This is a genomic window from Marisediminicola sp. LYQ134 (assembly GCF_046599635.1).
In the GTDB taxonomy this organism is placed as follows: Bacteria; Actinomycetota; Actinomycetes; order Actinomycetales; family Microbacteriaceae; genus Marisediminicola.
On sequence record NZ_JBKIWP010000002.1, the window covers coordinates 45,237 to 62,960 of the forward strand.

The window sequence follows — 17,724 nt, forward strand, 5'->3', positions numbered from 1 at the left end:
CTCCTTTTTCGTAGGTGGTGCGGTGTCGTGCGGGTCAGCTCTTCACCGCACCGGAGGTCAGCCCCCCGATGAAGTGACGCTGAAAGAACAGAAAGAGGATCAGAACCGGGAGCATCCCGAGCAGGCTCATCGACATGAGCTGGGCCCACTCCTGATTGGCCTGGCCAAGGAGGAGCTGGATGCCGATCGGCAGAGTGCGCATCTCTTCTGTGCGCGTGAGGGTGAGGGCGAAGAGGTACTCGTTCCACGCGATCATGAACGTGTACACCCCCACCGACACGATGCCCGGCATGGCGACAGGCACGATCACACGGAACAGTGCCGTGAGGGGCCCCGCTCCGTCGACCTTGACTGCCTCGTCGAGCTCGCGCGGAATGGTGTTGAAGTAGCCCGTCATCATGATCACCGCATAGGGGACGGTGAACACCATGTAGGTGAGGATGAGCCCTGCGTAGCTGTCGTAGAGACGCAGCGCGACGATGAGAGTGAAGTACGGGATGAGCAGAGTGATCGGCGGGACGGCCTGGACACCGATGATGATGATGCTCAGTAGCCCCTTCATCTTGAAGTCGTATCGACTGAAGGCGTATGCGGCGAGGATGGCGACGAGAAGAGTCAGCAGCGTCACCGCGATCGCCACGACGTAGCTGTTCACGAAGAATCTCAACTTCGTGGGGTCGGTGAACACGGCCGTGTACGCATCCAGCGAGAAGTTCTCGGTTATGAGGGTCGGGGGAGACTCGAAAACCTCGGAGTTGGTTTTGAACGAGCTGACCACCATCCAGAAGATCGGGAAGCCCGCGAGCACCGCTGCTCCGAGCAATGCCGCGATCGTGCCGGTTCTCGTCACCCTGAGTCGGGTCTGACGCGTCATCGTCATCGATCTGCCGCCTTCCGCTGCTGGCGCACGTAGAAGATCGCCACGACGAGAGAGAACAACAACACGAGCACGGCGCTGGCTGACGCCTGACTCAGTTCGAAGTCGCCGAAGGCGAGTTTGTAGGTGAACGTACTGAGCATCTCGGTGACGTTCAGCGGTCCGCCCCCGGTCGTCAGCCAGATGAGCGCGAACTGCTGGGTCGTCCAGAGGAGGTCGAGGATCGCCATGCTGACGACGATCGGCATCAGTTGCGGGAGAGTCACCCAGAAGAAACGCTGCACCGCGTTCGCGCCGTCCACGGTGGCCGCTTCACTGAGTTCTCCGGGGATGCCCTGCAGACCGGCGAGCAAGCTGATCATGAAGAACGGGTAGCCCGCCCAGATGTTCATCACCGTGACGGCGAAGAGGGCGGTCGCCGGGTCACCGAACCATTCCTGACCCTCCTCGAGGATTCCGCCGGTGATGAGGAAGAAGTTGATGACGCCGTTCGGGGCGAGGATGAGTCGCCAGAGCACGGCGATGACGGCCGCCGTGAACAGCCACGGGAGAATCAGGATGGTGCGGAAGACCCCTTTCGAGAATCTGCCGAGCACCGGACTGTTGAGAAGCAGCGCGAAAGCGAGACCGATCACCAGGTGGGCTGCGACGCTCGACCCCGAGAAGATCGCCGTGTTCAGGGTCGCCGGCCAGAAGTTCGGCTCAGCGAGGACGGCGACGTAGTTGTCGAGTCCGACGAACTCGGACCCGGGTCGCGTTATGACATCCGAGAGCACCGAGTTCGCGATCACGATCACGACCGGAACGATCATGAGGACGAGCAGGAGGATCACCGTCGGGGTGATGAACCAGTAGGGGGCGGCGCTTCCGCGCTTGACTCGCGGGCGAGGGCTTGTGGGCGTTGGTGGACGCGCACGAAGCGTACTCGGTGTGATGACTACCATTCGGTGACTCCTTTGTCGGGGTGGTGCACCACAGCCGGAGCCGTGGTGCACCACCCGTGCTGCGATGGATCAGAACTCGCTGAGCCACTCCGTTTGGGAAGTCTCGAGCGCTTCCTCGACACTCTGGTCGCCGGTCAACACTCGCTGGAACTGCTCATCGAACGTCCGCATCAGGGAGTCGGCAGTGGGCAGTCCGACGAATTCATTCGCCGGGTACCCGCTCTGGTAGATCTCGAAGGCGTCCTCGTATAGCGGGTCGGCGTCCGAGAAGTCGGGGGTCGAGGCGGTGTTGCCCGGGAACGCGTTCGCCAGCGTCGAGAGCTCGGAGTTGACGCTCTCGCTCATGAGGTACGACACGAGCGCCCACGACTCCTCGGGGTTCTCCGACTGCGCTGAGACACCGAGACCCCACGAGGCGTAAGGGATGCCACGTTCGCCCTCGTAGCCGTCTTCGGCGGGGATGGCGGAGATGCTGAAGTTGAGATCGGGCGATGCCTCCTTGATCGTGTCGATCCGCGACAGCGAGTCGATCATCATTCCCACCCGCCCGTTGATGAACTCGGTCACCTTGTCGGGCTCCTGCAGCGTGAGAGCACCCGGGGTGACATCGTCGGCCTCGTAGAGGTCCTTGACGAAGGTGGTCGCGCTCGTCACCGCCGCGTTCGTGAGGTCCGGCTGCCCGTCGTCGTCGAGCATGCTTCCACCGGACGCCCAGACCCACGACATGAGGTCGTTCTGAATGCCGTTCGGATTCTCGGTCGAGAGCGGGATGACCCATCCCTTGGTCGTGGAATCGATGTCGCTGATCGCGGCGGCGGCGGCCGCGAACTCACTGCGGGTCTGCGGGATCGACGAGACGCCGGCCTCAGCGAGCAGGTCGTCGTTCGTGAACATCGGGTAGATGAAGTTGACGACCGGAATCATGTAGGTGCCACCGTCCACCTGCACCTGACTCGCGAGTTGGCTGTCGTCGTAGTCCGCGTCAGCCATCAGATCGGTCATGTTCGCAAGCGCGCCCTGCTTCTGCAGGTCGTTGACCCAGGCGCCGTCGAGTCCGACGACATCCGCCATGGTGTTCGACGCCGCGGCGGTGAAGGTCTGGTCCTGCACAGACGCGTATGGACCGCTCAACATCTCGACGGTCACGCCCGGGTTCTCGTCTTCGAACCCGTCGATGAGTTCTTGCAGTGCACCCTCCGGAAGTTCGGGCGCCCACCACTGCGAGAACTCGATGGTGACGTCACCACCGTCCCCGCTCGATGCACCACCTGAACTGCAACCGGTCATGGTCATTCCAGCGATGGATACTGTGGCCCCGATCAACAGGATCCGCCGCCGAGCAACGTTGCTCATGTCTCTCCTCATTGAGATCTTCTCCGCGTTCGCAGTTATTTGCGTTTATCTGCGGTTTCTTTCTGTCACGATAAGGAGAAAACGGCATCTCGTCAATATGTCCGTGCATCTTGTGGCCCGAAATGGCTAATAATCGAAGGGTGACTACAGAAGATTCGGGCAGGCGCCTCCCCGCGGGCAGAAAAGCGGAGCTCGCTTCCTTCGTGGCCGAGTCCGGAGAGGTGACGGTGGCCAGACTCGCGGAGCGATTCGAGGTGTCGGTCGACACCATCCGGCGGGACCTCGACCAACTCGACGCTGACGGCCATGTCATCCGCACGCACGGTGGCGCGGTGAGCCTGTCGGCCGTGCCGCGCCCCGAGTTCGGACTCGACGTGCGGATCCGGATGCAACCGGCGGCGAAAGAGGCGATCGGCATCATCGGCGCCGGCCTGGTGCGCGACGGAATGGTTCTCATGATCAACGCCGGCAGCACAGCCTTGGCTGTGGCCCGCAATCTCCGAGATCGCCGGGAATTGACGATCGCCACCAACAGCTTGCGATTGCCTGACGAAATCGCCCCCGAGGCCATTCGTGACCTCTATGTGTTCGGCGGGTCAGTGAGGTTCACGGCGCAGGCGACAGTCGGGCCCGTCGGAATCCCCATCGTCGGTTCGCACCTCGGCGACGGCAGCGAGGCCGACATCCAGAGCGATCTCGCGTTGATCGGAGTCGGAGCGGTCTCCGCACACGGGGGTTACTGGACGAGCAACCTGGCCGAAGCTCAAATGCTCCGGGGGATGATGCACCGCGCGGCGAAGGTCGCGATCCTCGCCGATTCGTCGAAGCTCGATCGGCGCTTGTTCGCGCAGATCACCGAACTCGCGGAGGCCGACTACTTGATCACGGATGTCCCTCCGCCCGCCGAACTGGCGCGAGCGCTCGAGAAAGCCGGCGTCGAGGTTCTGACCCCGCCCTGACAGCCGCTACCGCTCGAGTGCCTGCAGGATGTCCCCGACGAGGTCGTCGACGCCCTCGATACCGACCGAGAGGCGCACGATGTCGTCGGGCACCTCGAGCGCCGTTCCGCGCACCGACGCGTGGGTCATCTCCGACGGGTAACTGATGAGCGACTCGACCCCGCCGAGCGATTCGGCGAGCAGGAAGACCTCCGTCGATTCGACGAGGCGCCGGGCAGCGGATGCCCCGCCCACGACCTTGAGCGAGAGCATGCCACCGAAGGCGCGCATCTGCCGTGCCGCGATCTCGTGTCCGGGGTGGTCGGCGAGTCCCGGGTAGTACACGCGCTCGATCCGGGGATGCCCGACGAGCGCTTCGGCGAGCGCGAGCGCGTTCGCGGAGTGCTTCTCGACGCGCACCGCGAGGGTCTTGATGCCGCGCGTGGTGAGCCACGCATCCATCGGTCCGCCCACGGCGCCCGCGGCGAACTGCACGAACTGCACCTTCTCGGCGAGCTCGTCGTCGTTGGTGACGACGGCGCCGCCGAGCACGTCGGAGTGACCGCCGAGGTATTTGGTGGTCGAGTGCACCACGACGTCGGCACCGAACGCGAGCGGGTTCTGGAGGTAGGGCGAGGCGAACGTGTTGTCGACGACCACGGTCGCGCCGACCGCGTGGCCGATGTCGGCGAGCGCCGCGATGTCGCTCACCTTCATGAGCGGGTTGCTCGGGGTCTCGACCCAGAGCACCGTCGTTCCGGGCGTCACGGCAGCGCGCACGGCGTCGAGGTCGGTCATCTCGACGGTCTGCAGTTCGACGCCCCACGGCACGAAGAGCCTGTTGACGAGGCGGTGGGTTCCGCCGTAGACGTCGTTGCCCATGACGATGCGCGATCCCGGCGCGAGGCGCGCGCGGAGGAGTGCGTCTTCACCGGCGAGGCCCGACGAGAACGACAGTCCGTGCTTCGCCCCCTCGAGGTCGGCGAGGAGGGTTTCGAGCGAGGTGCGCGTGGGGTTGCCGCCGCGGGCGTACTCGTAACCGTTGCGGAAACCCCCGATGCCGTCTTGCACGAAGGTGGAGGTCTGGTAGATCGGCGGGATGACGGCGCCCGTGGTGGGGTCGGGGGTCTGGCCGGAGTGGATGGCGCGCGTCGCGAAGTCACGAGCAGCGGAGTCGCGAGAAGCAGAGTCGGAGGTCATGTCGTCTTTCAGCAAGCGTTCGCAGGGGTGGGGAGTGGCCGGCTCACGCCGAGAGGTAGCTCAGCAGATCGTGGCGCGTGAGCACCGCGGCGGGCTTTCCCTCGTCGGTCACGAGTAGGGCGTCGGCCGTGCCGAGGGCGGTGCGGGCGGCCGCGACGGATTCGCCGGCCCCGATGAGGCCGAGGGGCGGCTGAATGAAAGCCCCGACGGCATCCGTCATCTGTGCCTCGCCACTGAAGACGAGCTCGAGGAGCCCGCGCTCGTCGACGGCACCGATGATCTCGCCCATCACGACGGGCGGTTCGGCGGTGAGCACGGGCAATTGCGAGATGCCGTATTCGGTCATGATCTGGATGGCGTCGCGCACCGTGTCCGACGGGTGCACGTGCACGAGGTCGGGCAGGGCTCCGGTCTTGCCGCCGACGATCGACGCGACGGTCGCCCCGTCTGGCGCCGTCGAGAAGCCGTAGGAGCGCATCCAGGTGTCGTTGAAGATCTTGCCGAGGTAGCCGCGGCCGCCGTCGGGCAGCAGCACGACGACGACATCGTCGGGGCCGAGTTCGCGCGCGACCTCGAGGGCCGCCGCGACGGCGAGCCCGCACGATCCGCCCACGAGCAGGCCCTCTTCGCGAGCGAGCCTGCGGGTCAACGCGAACGAGGTGGCGTCGGATGCCGCGATCACGCGATCGACGACACTCGGGTCGTAGGCGCTCGGCCAGAAGTCTTCGCCGACCCCTTCGACGAGGTACGGCCGCCCCGTTCCTCCGGAGTACACCGAGCCTTCGGGGTCGGCACCGACGATCTGCACGGCGCCGTCGGACACCTCTTTGAGGTAGCGCCCGACACCGCTGATCGTGCCGCCCGTGCCCACGCCCGCGACGAAATGGGTCACTCTGCCCTCGGTGTCCCGCCAGATCTCGGGGCCCGTGGTCTCGTAGTGGCTCAGTGGTCCGTTGGGGTTGGAGTACTGGTCGGGCTTGAACGCGCCGGGGATCTCGCGCGCGAGGCGGTCGGAGACCGAGTAGTACGACTCGGGGCTGTCGGGCGCGACCGCGGTCGGCGTCACGACGATCTCGGCGCCGTAGGCCGTGAGCACGTTGCGCTTGTCTTCGCCGACCTTGTCGGGCAGCACGAAGACGCAGCGGTATCCGCGCTGCTGGGCGACGAGCGCGAGCCCCACACCCGTGTTGCCGGAGGTGGGTTCGACGATGGTGCCGCCGGGCCCGAGCAACCCGTCGCGTTCGGCGGCGTCGATGATGCGCGTCGCGATGCGGTCTTTCGCCGACCCGCCGGGGTTGAGGTACTCCACTTTCGCGAGCACGGTCGCGCTGATGCCCTCGGTCACCTTCGTGAGCTTGACGAGGGGCGTGTTGCCGATCAGGTCGACGACGGATTCGGCGTATTTCACAGGGGACCTCGGTCGGACTCAGGAGCGGGGATGTCGGGTCGGTGACCCGGCTGCCGAGTCTACCGAGCGGCCCCCGAGTGTTACGGGGCGGGGGCGGGCCGAGGGAGTCCGCCGTCGCTCCCGCGGGGTGACCGCTCAGAACGGCCTCAGCCGAATAGGGCAGTATGGCAACCGAATTCTTTCCGTCTTTCGAACAGGACCTCTCTCCGTGGCTTCTCGCGATAACGATTCAACGCCCGTCCCGCCGTCTGCCCGCAAAGACCTCACCGTCAAGCAGCAACGCGAAGCACGGCGGGCCGAGAAGGTCGCCGTGCTCAAGAAGCAGCAGGCCAAAGAGAAGCGCAACCGCACGATCGGCATCACGGTCGGTGCCGTCGCGGCTGTCGCCGTCCTCGGCCTCGTGATCACCTCCGTCGTCACGAGCGGGCGTCCCGACGAACCGATCGCGGGCGTGCAGACGTTCGACGATCTCACCGCCACCCACGTCGACGGCACGGTCGACTACGACCAGACGCCTCCGGCCGGCGGCGACCACAACGCCGCGTGGCTCAACTGCGGCATCTACGAGCAGCCGGTTCCGAACGAGAACGCTGTGCACTCCCTCGAGCACGGTGCCGTGTGGGTCACCTACGATGCGGATGCCCTCACGACGGGTGACATCGATGCCCTCCGCGAGGCGGTCCCCGAGACCTACTCCGTGCTCTCGCCGTTCGACGACCTCCCCTCCCCCGTGGTCATCTCGGCGTGGGGCGCGCAGCTCGAGCTCGACGGTGTCGACGACCCGCGCATGGACGACTTCATCGATGAGTTCTGGCAGTCGCCCGACGCTCCCGAGCCCGGTGCGGCGTGTGTCCAGGGCGTCGACGCGCCCGGTCGGATCGCGTGACCGACCCGACAGCTCCCGTCGCGGTCGACCCCGGCCCCGCCGACGACACCCGCCCGGCCGCGTCGTCGGGCCGCGGTCGCCGCGTTCTCGCCGCCGTCATCGCCGGCTCTCTCCTGCTCGCGGGCGGTCTCGCGATCGGTCGGTTGACCGCGGGTGGCGCCGCGACCCCCACGACGACGAGTGCCGAAGCCGGCTTCGCACGCGACATGCAGACCCACCACCAGCAGGCCGTCGAGATGGCCATGATCATCCGCGAGGAGAGCGACGACCCCGCGGTGCTCTCTCTCTCCTACGACATCGCCACCTCGCAAGCGCAGCAGGCGGGGCAGATGTTCGGCTGGTTGGCGTCGTGGGATCTGCCGCAGGCATCCCCCGAACCGTCGATGACCTGGATGACGCGACCCGCCCTCGACGGCGACGCCCACGATCACGGCGCCGACGACGCCGAGCACGTGCCGGGCGAACCGATGCCGGGGCTCGCGACGCGAGACCAGATCGTCGAGCTCTCCGAAGCCGAGGGAGACGAGGCGGACACCCTCTTTCTCGAGCTCATGATCGCGCACCACGAGGGCGGCATCGAGATGGCCAACGCCGTGCTCGATCGCTCGACCAACCCCGTCGTGCTGCCCCTCGCCCGCGGCATCGTGTTCGTGCAGCAGGGCGAGCTCGACTACATGACCGAGCTTCTCGAGCGGAACCCGGGCGACACCGCCGACTGAGCCGACGAGCCCTCGTCACCCGCTGGCAAGCCCGGCGATCGCAGCTCGACGGTCTCGCTCCTCACCTCAGCCTTTCGACGCGCTCGGCGCGCTCGGCGCGCTCGGCACCTGCTGGCGGTACAACCCCGCGTAGACGCCGCCGAGCCTCACGAGTTCGTCGTGGGTTCCGCGCTCGACGATGCGGCCGCCGTCGACGACGAAGATCACGTCGGCCTCGACGATCGTCGAGAGCCTGTGGGCGATCGCGATCGTCGTGCGCCCCCGCGCCGCAGTGTCGAGAGCCTGCTGCACGATGCGCTCCGAGTTGGAGTCGAGGGCGCTCGTCGCCTCGTCGAGGATGAGCACGGCGGGGTCTTTGAGCAGCACGCGCGCGATCGCGATGCGCTGCTTCTCCCCGCCAGACAGCCGGTAGCCGCGCTCGCCCACGACCGTGTCGTAGCCTTCGGGAAACGACGCGATGGTCGAGTGGATGTTCGCGGCCCGCGTGGCGGCCTCGAGCTCGGCGTCGGTCGCATCCGGCTTCGCGTATCGCAGGTTCTCGCCGATCGACGCGTGGAACAGGTAGGTCTCCTGACTCACGATCCCGATGGTCGACACGAGGGAATTCTGTGTGAGGTCGCGCACGTCGTCGCCCGCATAGAGGATGCGACCGCCCGACACCTCGTGCAGTCGGGGGATGAGGTAGGAGACCGTCGTCTTGCCCGCGCCCGACGGCCCGACGAACGCCGCGTACTGTCCGGGCTCGATGTCGAAGCTCAGACCTTTGAGCGTCGGCGGCGTGTCGTCGCCCGAGTCGGGGTAGGTGAAGACGACGTCGTCGAAGACCACGCGGCCGAGCTGCGACTCGTCGACGTCGCGCGCACCGGGCCGGTCGACGATCGCGGGCCGCAAGTCGAGGTACTCAAAGATGCGCGCGAAGAGAGCCGACGACGTCTGCAGGTCGAGCGCCACGCGCATGAGGCCGAGAAGCGGCCACATGAGTCTCGCTTGCACCGTCGTGAACGCGACGATCGTGCCCGCCGTGATGGGCACGTCGCCGAGGAGCAGGAACGCCGAGACGAGGTAGACGATCGCCGGGATCACGGCGAGGAAGATCTGCACGAGGGCGAAGAACCACTGGCCGCTCATCTGCAGCCGCACCTGCAGGCCCACCTGGGTGTCGTTCTCGCCGCTGTAGCGCGCGATCTCGGCGCGCTGCTGCGTGAAGCTCTTGGCGAGCAGGATGCCGGAGACCGAGAGCGTCTCCTGGGTGATCGCGGTCATGTCGCTGAGCGACTCTTGCGTCTTCGTCGCGATGCGAGCGCGCACCTGACCGACGCGACGCTGCGCGATCACGAGCACGGGCATGAGCACGACGGCCACGAGCGTGAGCTGCCACGAGAGCACGAGCATCGAGATGAACGCCGCGATCACGGTCACGGTGTTGCCGAGCACGCTCGAGACGGTGTTGGTGAGCACGCCCGCGACACCGCCGACGTCGTTCTGCAGTCGGGACTGGATGACGCCCGTCTTCGTCTTGGTGAAGAACGCGAGTTCCATGCGCTGCAGGTGGCTGAACAGTTTGACCCTGAGCGACCCCATCACGGCGTTGCCGACGGTCGCCGTGAGCCAGGTCTGCCACACACCGAGGGCGGCGCTCGCGATGTAGATCGCGATCATGAGCCCGACGAGTTCGGCGAGCAGCGGCACGTCGGGCCCGCCGGCCGGAAACAGCCCCTCGTCGAAGGCGCGCTGCGTGAGCAGCGGGGGTAGCACCGTGAGTCCCGCACCGACGATCACGAGGGTGATCGTGAGGGCGAGCGCCCGCTTGTGCGGCGCGAAGAGGGTCCCGATGCGGCGCAGCAGGTGTGGGATGCGGGGCGCACTCGCGTTCTCTTCACGCTGCGCCGCGGCATCCCCGCCGCTCACCCGACCCCCGCGGCTACCGCCTCGCATTCCACTCACTCCGTCACCCTATGCGGGCGGCGCCGCACGCTCACCGAGAGCGCGCCCCGCTCGTCGCGTTGCGCGCCCGCCCCCGTCGTGCTGCGCGCCCCACCCACATCCGCCGCCCCCATCGGCACCCGCCGCCCACATTGAGGCAGCGAATGCCAAAACGACCAGCGGATGCGCGCAGCTACCCCCCGAGCGACCACCCGCGCCGCATCCGTCCACGCCGAACCGCCCGCCCGTCGCCTTGCGCGCCCCGCCCGACATCCGCCGCCCTTATCGGCACCCGCCGCCCACATTTCGGCAGCGGGTGCCGAAACAACGAGCGCATGCGCCGGCTACCCGCCGAGCGACCACCCGCGCCGCATCCGTCCACGCCGGACAACCCGCCCGTCGCGTTACGAGCCCCGCCCGACATCCGCCGCCCCTATCCGCACCCGCCGCCCACATTTGCGCGGCGGGTGCCGAAATGACCAGCGGATGCGCGCGGCGACCGCGCGGCGCCGCCCCGCGATCAGCCCTTCGTCGACCCCGCGAGGAGTCCGCGCACGAAGTACCGCTGCAGCGCGAAGAACACGATGAGCGGCACGAGGATCGAGATGAATGCTCCCGCGGTGAGGAGGTTCCAGTCCTGACCCCGGCTTCCCGTGATCTCGGCGAGCAGTTTGGTCATCGGAGCGACCGCGCCGTCAGCGAAGATGAGCGCCACGAGCAAGTCGTTCCACACCCACAGGAACTGGAAGATCGCGAACGACGCGATAGCGGGCATGCTCAGCGGGAGCACGATACGGAAGAAGATCTGTCCGTGGCTCGCGCCGTCGACCCTCGCCGCCTCGATGACCTCGCCCGGGATCTCCGAGACGAAGTTGTGGAGCAGGAAGATCGCGAGGGGGAGCGCGAAGATCGTGTGGGCGATCCACACTTGCGCGTATCCGCCGCTCGCCCCGAGCCCCGCGAAGATCTGGAAGTCGCCGACGCTCAAGCCCCGCGAGAACAGGCTCAGCAACGGGATGAGCGCCATCTGCAGCGGCACGATCTGCAGAGCGAAGACCCCGATGAAAATCCAGTTCTTGCCTTTGAAGTCGATCCACGCGAATGCGTAGGCCGCGAGCGTCGCGATGATGAGCGGAAAGATCGTCGCCGGGATGGTGATCGCGAGCGAGTTGATGAACGCCCCCGCGAGGTTGAGCTGGCTGTTGCCCGCCGCGAGAACCGCCGTGTAGTTGTCGAACGTGAACCCGGGGTTCTGGAAGATCGTCCACCACCCCGTCGAGTTCACGAGACCGGCGGGACGGAACGAGGAGACGAACAGACCGAACGTCGGGAGCGTCCAGAGCAGCGCGATGATGAGCGCGGCGATCGTGGCGCCCCGGCTCGTGAGCCGCTTCTTGGTGCGCCCGCTCGCGGTGGCGGTGTCGGCCTTGACACCGCGCTCGAGCCGACGCTTGGTCTGCGCGTCGACGGGAATGGTGACGGGTGTCGCGGCGCTCATCGGATCTCCCTCTGCAGCTTCAGTTGACGTGCGTTGTAGACGACGATCGGCAGCACGAGCAGGAACAGCACCACGGCGAACGCCGATGCCCTGCCGTATTCGAAGGTCGTGAATTGGGTGTACATCTCGTTGGCGATCACGCTCGTGTCGTTGGCACCCGCGGTCATCGTGCGCACGATGTCGAAGACTTTGAGCGAGGCGATCGAGATCGTCGTGAGAACGACCACGAGAGACGATCGGATGCCGGGCACCGTCACGTTGCGGAAGCGCTGCCACGCGTTCGTGCCGTCGAGCTCGGCCGCTTCGAGCTGCTCGACCGGCACGCCCTTGATCGCCGCCGAGAGGATGACCATCGCGAACCCGGTCTGCACCCAGATGAGCACGACGATGAGGAAGAACGTGTTCCACGGAGCTTCGGAGAGGAACGCGATGGGCTGGCCACCGAAGAGCACGACGATCTGGTTGAGCAGACCGATCTGCTCTTGACCCTCCGGCCTCGCGGTGTAGACGAAACGCCAGATGATCGACGCCCCGACGAACGAGATCGCCATGGGCATGAAGACGAGGATCTTGAAGTATTTCTCGCCGCGCGACTTGTCGATGAAGACGGCGTACGCGAGGCCGAAGATCGTCGACGCGAGCGGCGCGACGAGAACCCACACGATCGTGTTGAGCACGGTGCGGATGCCCGACGGCTGCGTGAAGATCCAGATGAAGTTGTCGAGGCCGACGAAGTTGCCGCGACTCGAGAAGAACGAGTCGATCGTCGTCTTGACGGTGGGGTAGATGAGCCCGATCGCGAGCAGCAGGATGGCGGGGGCGAGGAAGCCGACAAGCTGGAAGAGGTAACCCGACCCCTTCTTCGACCGGTAGTCGAGCCAGAAGAACACGGCTCCGAGCACCGCGGCGACGGCGGCAGCGAGCACGATCGACCCGAGCACGAGAAACAGCACGGCGGGGGCGAGCACGCACACCGCGAGGCGGATGCCCGTGTAGAGCTTCCCGGACCGCGGCGCGATGTCGATGAGGAAGACGAGGAGTGAGATGACCGCGAGGAACGCGATCACCACGACGGGGATCTGGGCGAGTGACGGGAGCCCGGTCACCCACTGGAGGAAATCTGACATGAAAAGCCTTTCGAGCACGACGCTGGACTCTGATGGTGGGGTGGTCGCCCACCTCCGATGGTGGCACCACTCCGGTTCGAGAGTCGGGAGCCGGGGGAACTCGCGTTCCCCCGGCCCCGGATCACTCGGTTAGGCGACTGCTCTCGCTACTCGCCCGAGGGCCACGCGGCGTCGATGGCCGAGAGCACCTCGTCGCTCGACGCACCGTTGATCCAGTCGACCATTCCCGTGAAGAACGCGGCCGAACCGACAGCACCGGGCATGAGGTCCGATGCATCGAAACGGAAGGTCGTCTCGGGGTCCTGCAGGATGCCGATGGCCTCCTGGAGGATGGGGCTCGACGCGCTCTCCGGGTCGAGTCCCGTGTTGGCGCTGATCACTCCGCCGAGCGAGACGCGGCTGTTGGCCCACTCGGGGCTCGACAGGTACTCCTGCACGGCGATGGTGTCTTCGTCGTTCGAGAACGCCGCGACGATCTCGCCGCCACCGGTCACCGCGTTGCTGCCCTCTTCGACGGCCGGGGTGATGAAGGCCCAGATGTCTTCGTCGGGTCCGACGGTCGCGTTGCCGTTGTCGGGGTCCTGGATGAAGCCGTCGAAGAACGACGCCTGGTGGTGGAGAGCGCACTCGCCGGTGCCGAGCACGCGGGCGGCGTCACCGAACGGGGTCGTGTTGATGGAGCGCACGTCGCCGAGGCCCGCGTTCACGTAATCCGGGTTGAGGAGGATCTCGCCGACCGTGTCGAGTGCTTCCTTGATCTGCGGGTCGCTGAACTCGACGTCGTGGCTCACCCAGTCGTCGTAGACATCCGGGCCCGCCTGACGCAGGACCATGTCTTCGACCCAGTCGGTTCCCGGCCATCCGGTCGCGGCGTCGGAACCGAACCCTGCACACCACGGCGGGGCGCCGAGGTCGGACTCCGCTTGCTCGGTGAGTTCGAGGAGTCCGTCGAGGGTCGTCGGCACCTCCCAGCCGTTCTCTTCGAACTGCGAGGGGGAGTACCAGATGAAGCCTTTGATGCTCGCCATGAGCGGCGCTCCGTAGAGGGTGTCGCCGACGGTGCCGTAGCTCGCCCAGTCTTCGGACCAGAACTCGTCGACGTTCGCCGCCACACCTTCGGGCGCGGGCTGAACGAGGTCGCGGCTCGCGAGGTCGCCGAGGAGCCCGGGCTGGGGGAAGATCGCGAGGTCGGGCGGGTTGCCGCCCTGGGTGCGGATGCCGATCTGAGCTTCGAACTCCTGGCTTCCCTCGTACTGGATCTCGATGTCGTTCTCGGCCTCCCAGTCGGCCCACGACTCCTCGAGCAGTTCGGCCTCGGTGTCGATGATGGTGCCGTAGACGGTGACGACACCGTCGGCGTCTCCGAAGTCTCCGGGGCCGGATGACGCGCCACCGCCTTCGCTCGAACAACCGGCGAGCGCGAGCCCTCCGACGACGGCGATGGCCAGTGGGGCTGTGAAACGGCGGTGCAGGGGTGAACGCATTGCTCCTCCTCATTGAGGTTTGTGACCCGTCACGGGTCCGGGTGGTCGATCGGTCGCGGTCCGCCGGCGTCGAGCACTCGACGCTGGAACCGGTTCCACCGCTCAAGCTACGGCACGGCCGATCGGTCGGCAAGCACTCTCGGGGCGTCGGCGCCTAACGTTTGCGTCACGTCGCCCGATCCTTATGGGATCGGTTCCATCCGCTTCGGTCACGGCCTAGGCTGACGGTTCAGGACACGAACCAATGGAGGTCGAGACCCTGTGAGCGCTATCGCCGACGTCGCCAGACTCGCTGGAGTCTCGAAGTCGACGGCATCCCGCGCACTCAGCGGGCGCGGTGCGGTGTCGCCAGAAACCCGTTCGCGCGTCGAGTCGGCGGCTTCGCAAATCGGCTATGTCGTCTCCTCGAACGCCGCGAGCCTCGTCACCGGCCGCACGCGCAACGTCGGTGTCGTCGTGCCCTACGTCAACCGCTGGTTCTTCGGCGACGTTCTCGAAGGCATCGAAGCGGCCCTCATCGGCGCGGGCTACGACCTCACGCTCTACCGCCTCACGAGCGACGACGAGCAGCGTCGACGCATCTTCGACTACTTCCTCGTGCGCAAACGGGTCGATGCCGTCATCGCGATCGGCATCGAGCTCTCGAGCGACGAGGTGCGCATGCTCAGGCTGCTGCGCAAACCGCTCGTGGGCATCGGCGGTGACATCCCCGGCGTCGCGACGCTGAGCATCGACGACGTCGCGGCATCCCGCTTCGTCACCGATCATCTCATCGGGCTCGGGCACTCGCGCATCCTGCACCTGGGCGGGGAGCACATCGAGCAGATGGATGTTCGCGTGCACGAGCAGCGCCTCGCCGGGTTCCGCTCCGCGATGGCCAGCGCCGGGCTCGGACCCCACGCCTCGGTCGCTTTCGTCCCCTTCTCGATCGAGGGCGGGTACCGCGGCGCCCTCACCGCTCTCGCCGACCCCGCAACGCGTCCGACCGCGATTGTCGCGGCGTGCGACGAGATCGCGATCGGCGTCATCGTCGCCGCGCGCGAACTCGGCATCAGCGTGCCGTCGAGACTCTCGGTCGTGGGCATCGACGGGCATCCCCTCGCCGAGATGTTCGCCCTCACGACCCTCGAGCAGAAGCCCGCGGCGCACGGTCTCCTCGCCGTCGAGCACGTGCTCGACCGGCTCGCGGGCGGTGAACCGGGCGACACGGCCCGCAGAGTCATGCCCGCGACCCTCGCGATGCGCGGGTCGACCACGGCGCCGCCGATCGAGACGGGCAGCGGCGCGGATGTCTCCCCGACAGTGAGGCCCCTGACCGGCGGTCCGTCACCAGAGAGTGCGTCCGCCGGTCAAGCAACCCGATCCGGTGCGGTTCTCTCCGGCTAGCCAGAGGGTAAGGCTGTCTAGACGCGCACTACAGGGGTACACGCAGTCGGGGCCGCGGTACGGAGAACAGGGGTTCGAGGTGGGGGGTGTCCTCATTATGGTGGACTCGTCGCCCGCGACGCAATACTCTGATATTCGCGATCCCCGCCTGCAGATGTCCACTCGAGCTCACCCCCGGAGCGATCGAGGCGGAAGTTCGCGAAAGCCGTATTCCCGACATCCCCCGGTGCCGGGAGCAACCCGATACGGCAGTCAGGCCTGCCGTGCATCGCTCCCCCTACCCCGAACCCGACCCTTTCGAGAGGTCGCCTGAACAGCTCGTGCGCGCGGGCGAAGTCGCCACCGCCGCCGAACTCATCGCGTCGCGGTGGACCTCGGTGTCGACCACGCAGGGCGCGCGGGTGCGCTCGATCATCAGCGAGCTCCCCGAGTCGCTGTGGGCAGACGACCCGCGGATGCTCGCGGCCATGGGGGCGAGCTATCGCTCCGTGGGCTCACCGAGCCGGTCGGCCGCCCTCCCCTGGTTCCGCGCGGCCGAAGCGAAGGCGCGCGAGCGCGGGGCGCCCTCGGTCGACACCGCTGACATCCTCACGCACCACGCGGCGGCGTTGCGTTCCCTCGGCCGGGTGGACGCCGCCGCGCGCACCGCCCAATCCGCCCTCGACATCCTCGAGGGTGACGACGGCGTGCCCCCGCGCCGCATCCGTGCGCACGCCTCGGCGGCCGTGCAGATCGGGCTCGCGCGCGTGCACGAGGGGCGCTGGGCCGACGCCGTCGAGGTCTTGCGGCTCGCCCTCGGTCTCGCCGACACGGCACTCACGCGGTCGGAAGTCGTCGAATGCCTGTCGGGCTTGAGCGTCGCGGCGTTCTTCGCGGGCGACCTCGACGCCGCATCGACCTACGTCGATCGCGCGCGGTCGACGGCGGAGGGCTCCGGACTGCTCGACAGCCAGTTCGGCGCGGGCGCGCTCGCCGTCGAGACTCTCGTCGCCGTCGAGCGCAACGAGTTCGCTGTCGCCCGCGAACTCGCTCCGCGCGCACTCGACGCCGCCTTCGACACCGACTGGAACCCCCTCGCGCACTACGCGTCGGCGTGTCTCGCCGTGATCGGGGGCGGGCACCTCGAGGGGCTCGACCAGGTGCGTCGCACCCTCGAGGCCCTCTCCTCGTGGGCGGGCGCACCCTTCCTCGCCACGCACGCCCGCGTGCTCCGCGGCGAGCTACTCATGAGGCTCGGCGAATTCCGGGCCGCGCTCGCGACCCTCGACACGGTGACCCCGAGCGCCCTCCACGCGGTGTGCCCCGCGCGGTTCGTCGCGGGCATCCGCTACAAAGCGGGGGACTACGAGGGGTGCCTCGCCGCCCTCGCCGCGTGCCTCGACCTCGGCGACGCCCACTCGGCGACGACGGTCGTCGACGTGCACGTGCTCGCCGCCGCCGCACACCTCGACCTCGGCGACACGGTCGCGAGCGACCTCGCGTTCGACCGCGCTCTCCTCTCCGCCGCGGGAACGAGCATCCGCACCGGGTTCCTCCTCGTGTCGACCGCGACCCTCGGTCGACTGCTCTCGCGGGCGGCCGATCGCAATCAGCCCGTGAGGGTCCACGCGGTCCTCGACGCCGTGAGCGCGGATGCCGGCACCACACCTCACGGTGCGCTCGAGCCCCTGAGTGACCGCGAGCTCGATATCGCCGCCCAGTTGCTCCACGACAAGACGGTGAGCCAGATCGCGGGGGCTCTGTTCATCTCGACGAACACCGTCAAGACCCACGTGCGGAGCATCTACCGCAAGCTCGCGGCATCCAATCGCAAGGAGGCCGTGCGGAGAGTGCGCGAACTCGGGCTCGCGAAAGGCACCGACGAGCCTGCACGCGAGGATCCGCCGCGCACCGAGCTCCCGGTCGACGAGGTCACACGCGACCACCCCGCGCTCGAGGTACGCAAGATCACCCCCGACTAACCCCGGCCCGGCCTTTACGC

Annotated in this window: 14 protein-coding genes; 5 read left to right on the plus strand and 9 right to left on the minus strand. The window is 67.3% G+C overall.

The features are described 5' to 3' along the window. Positions 1-34: 34 nt before the first annotated feature. The 3 genes from ACLHIH_RS08600 to ACLHIH_RS08610 all read right to left on the minus strand — a co-directional run bounded on the left by ACLHIH_RS08600 (position 35) and on the right by ACLHIH_RS08610 (position 3,114). The gene (locus tag ACLHIH_RS08600) at positions 35-880 is read right to left on the minus strand and encodes a carbohydrate ABC transporter permease (RefSeq protein WP_411316382.1); all 846 of its coding nucleotides are present in this window, start codon (positions 878-880) and stop codon (positions 35-37) included. Then, positions 877-1,821 carry a carbohydrate ABC transporter permease gene (locus ACLHIH_RS08605; protein WP_411316383.1) on the minus strand — a complete coding sequence of 315 codons (945 nt, stop codon included), beginning with the start codon at positions 1,819-1,821 and terminating at the stop codon, positions 877-879. Before ACLHIH_RS08605 ends, ACLHIH_RS08600 begins: the two co-directional genes overlap by 4 nt. Positions 1,822-1,890: 69 nt before the next feature. Beyond that, complete coding sequence (locus ACLHIH_RS08610) at positions 1,891-3,114, minus strand: ABC transporter substrate-binding protein (RefSeq protein ID WP_411316384.1); 1,224 nt, start codon at positions 3,112-3,114, stop codon at positions 1,891-1,893. Between the two features lie 200 nt (positions 3,115-3,314). Between ACLHIH_RS08610 and ACLHIH_RS08615 the strand changes: the two genes are divergently transcribed. Then, positions 3,315-4,133, plus strand: coding sequence for a DeoR/GlpR family DNA-binding transcription regulator (locus ACLHIH_RS08615; protein ID WP_411316385.1), 819 nt, complete (start codon positions 3,315-3,317; stop codon positions 4,131-4,133). Between the two features lie 6 nt (positions 4,134-4,139). Here the strand turns inward: ACLHIH_RS08615 and ACLHIH_RS08620 are convergent, their stop codons facing one another. Continuing rightward, a complete protein-coding gene (locus ACLHIH_RS08620; RefSeq protein WP_411316386.1) occupies positions 4,140-5,312 on the minus strand; it encodes a cystathionine gamma-synthase in 1,173 nt (390 codons plus the stop codon). Between the two features lie 43 nt (positions 5,313-5,355). Beyond that, entirely contained in the window at positions 5,356-6,720 is a 1,365-nt protein-coding gene (locus tag ACLHIH_RS08625) for a cystathionine beta-synthase (RefSeq protein WP_411316387.1), read from the minus strand. 208 nt (positions 6,721-6,928) lie between these two features. Between ACLHIH_RS08625 and ACLHIH_RS08630 the strand changes: the two genes are divergently transcribed. Further along, positions 6,929-7,606: a DUF3105 domain-containing protein gene (locus tag ACLHIH_RS08630; RefSeq protein WP_411316388.1), complete on the plus strand. Its 678-nt coding sequence runs from the start codon at positions 6,929-6,931 to the stop codon at positions 7,604-7,606. Further along, positions 7,603-8,325 (plus strand): DUF305 domain-containing protein, encoded by a 723-nt coding sequence (locus ACLHIH_RS08635; protein WP_411316389.1) that lies wholly within the window; start codon positions 7,603-7,605, stop codon positions 8,323-8,325. The genes ACLHIH_RS08630 and ACLHIH_RS08635 overlap by 4 nt, the downstream gene beginning before the upstream one ends. 66 nt (positions 8,326-8,391) lie before the next feature. Here the strand turns inward: ACLHIH_RS08635 and ACLHIH_RS08640 are convergent, their stop codons facing one another. From ACLHIH_RS08640 to ACLHIH_RS08655, 4 genes are all read right to left on the minus strand, one after another. Continuing rightward, positions 8,392-10,260: an ABC transporter ATP-binding protein gene (locus ACLHIH_RS08640; protein WP_411317266.1), complete on the minus strand. Its 1,869-nt coding sequence runs from the start codon at positions 10,258-10,260 to the stop codon at positions 8,392-8,394. A 508-nt stretch (positions 10,261-10,768) separates the two neighbouring features. Further along, positions 10,769-11,746, minus strand: coding sequence for a carbohydrate ABC transporter permease (locus tag ACLHIH_RS08645; RefSeq protein ID WP_411316390.1), 978 nt, complete (start codon positions 11,744-11,746; stop codon positions 10,769-10,771). Beyond that, positions 11,743-12,873 carry a carbohydrate ABC transporter permease gene (locus tag ACLHIH_RS08650; RefSeq protein WP_411316391.1) on the minus strand — a complete coding sequence of 377 codons (1,131 nt, stop codon included), beginning with the start codon at positions 12,871-12,873 and terminating at the stop codon, positions 11,743-11,745. Before ACLHIH_RS08650 ends, ACLHIH_RS08645 begins: the two co-directional genes overlap by 4 nt. Positions 12,874-13,019: 146 nt before the next feature. Next, positions 13,020-14,357, minus strand: a complete 1,338-nt coding sequence (locus tag ACLHIH_RS08655; RefSeq protein ID WP_411316392.1) for an ABC transporter substrate-binding protein — start codon at positions 14,355-14,357, stop codon at positions 13,020-13,022. Between the two features lie 261 nt (positions 14,358-14,618). On the opposite strand from ACLHIH_RS08655, the gene ACLHIH_RS08660 reads away from it, so the two are divergent. Together ACLHIH_RS08660 and ACLHIH_RS08665 are read left to right on the plus strand one after the other, a co-directional pair. Further along, positions 14,619-15,743 carry a LacI family DNA-binding transcriptional regulator gene (locus tag ACLHIH_RS08660; protein WP_411316393.1) on the plus strand — a complete coding sequence of 375 codons (1,125 nt, stop codon included), beginning with the start codon at positions 14,619-14,621 and terminating at the stop codon, positions 15,741-15,743. Between the two features lie 263 nt (positions 15,744-16,006). Beyond that, a complete protein-coding gene (locus ACLHIH_RS08665; RefSeq protein WP_411316394.1) occupies positions 16,007-17,704 on the plus strand; it encodes a LuxR C-terminal-related transcriptional regulator in 1,698 nt (565 codons plus the stop codon). Positions 17,705-17,724 lie beyond the last annotated feature (20 nt).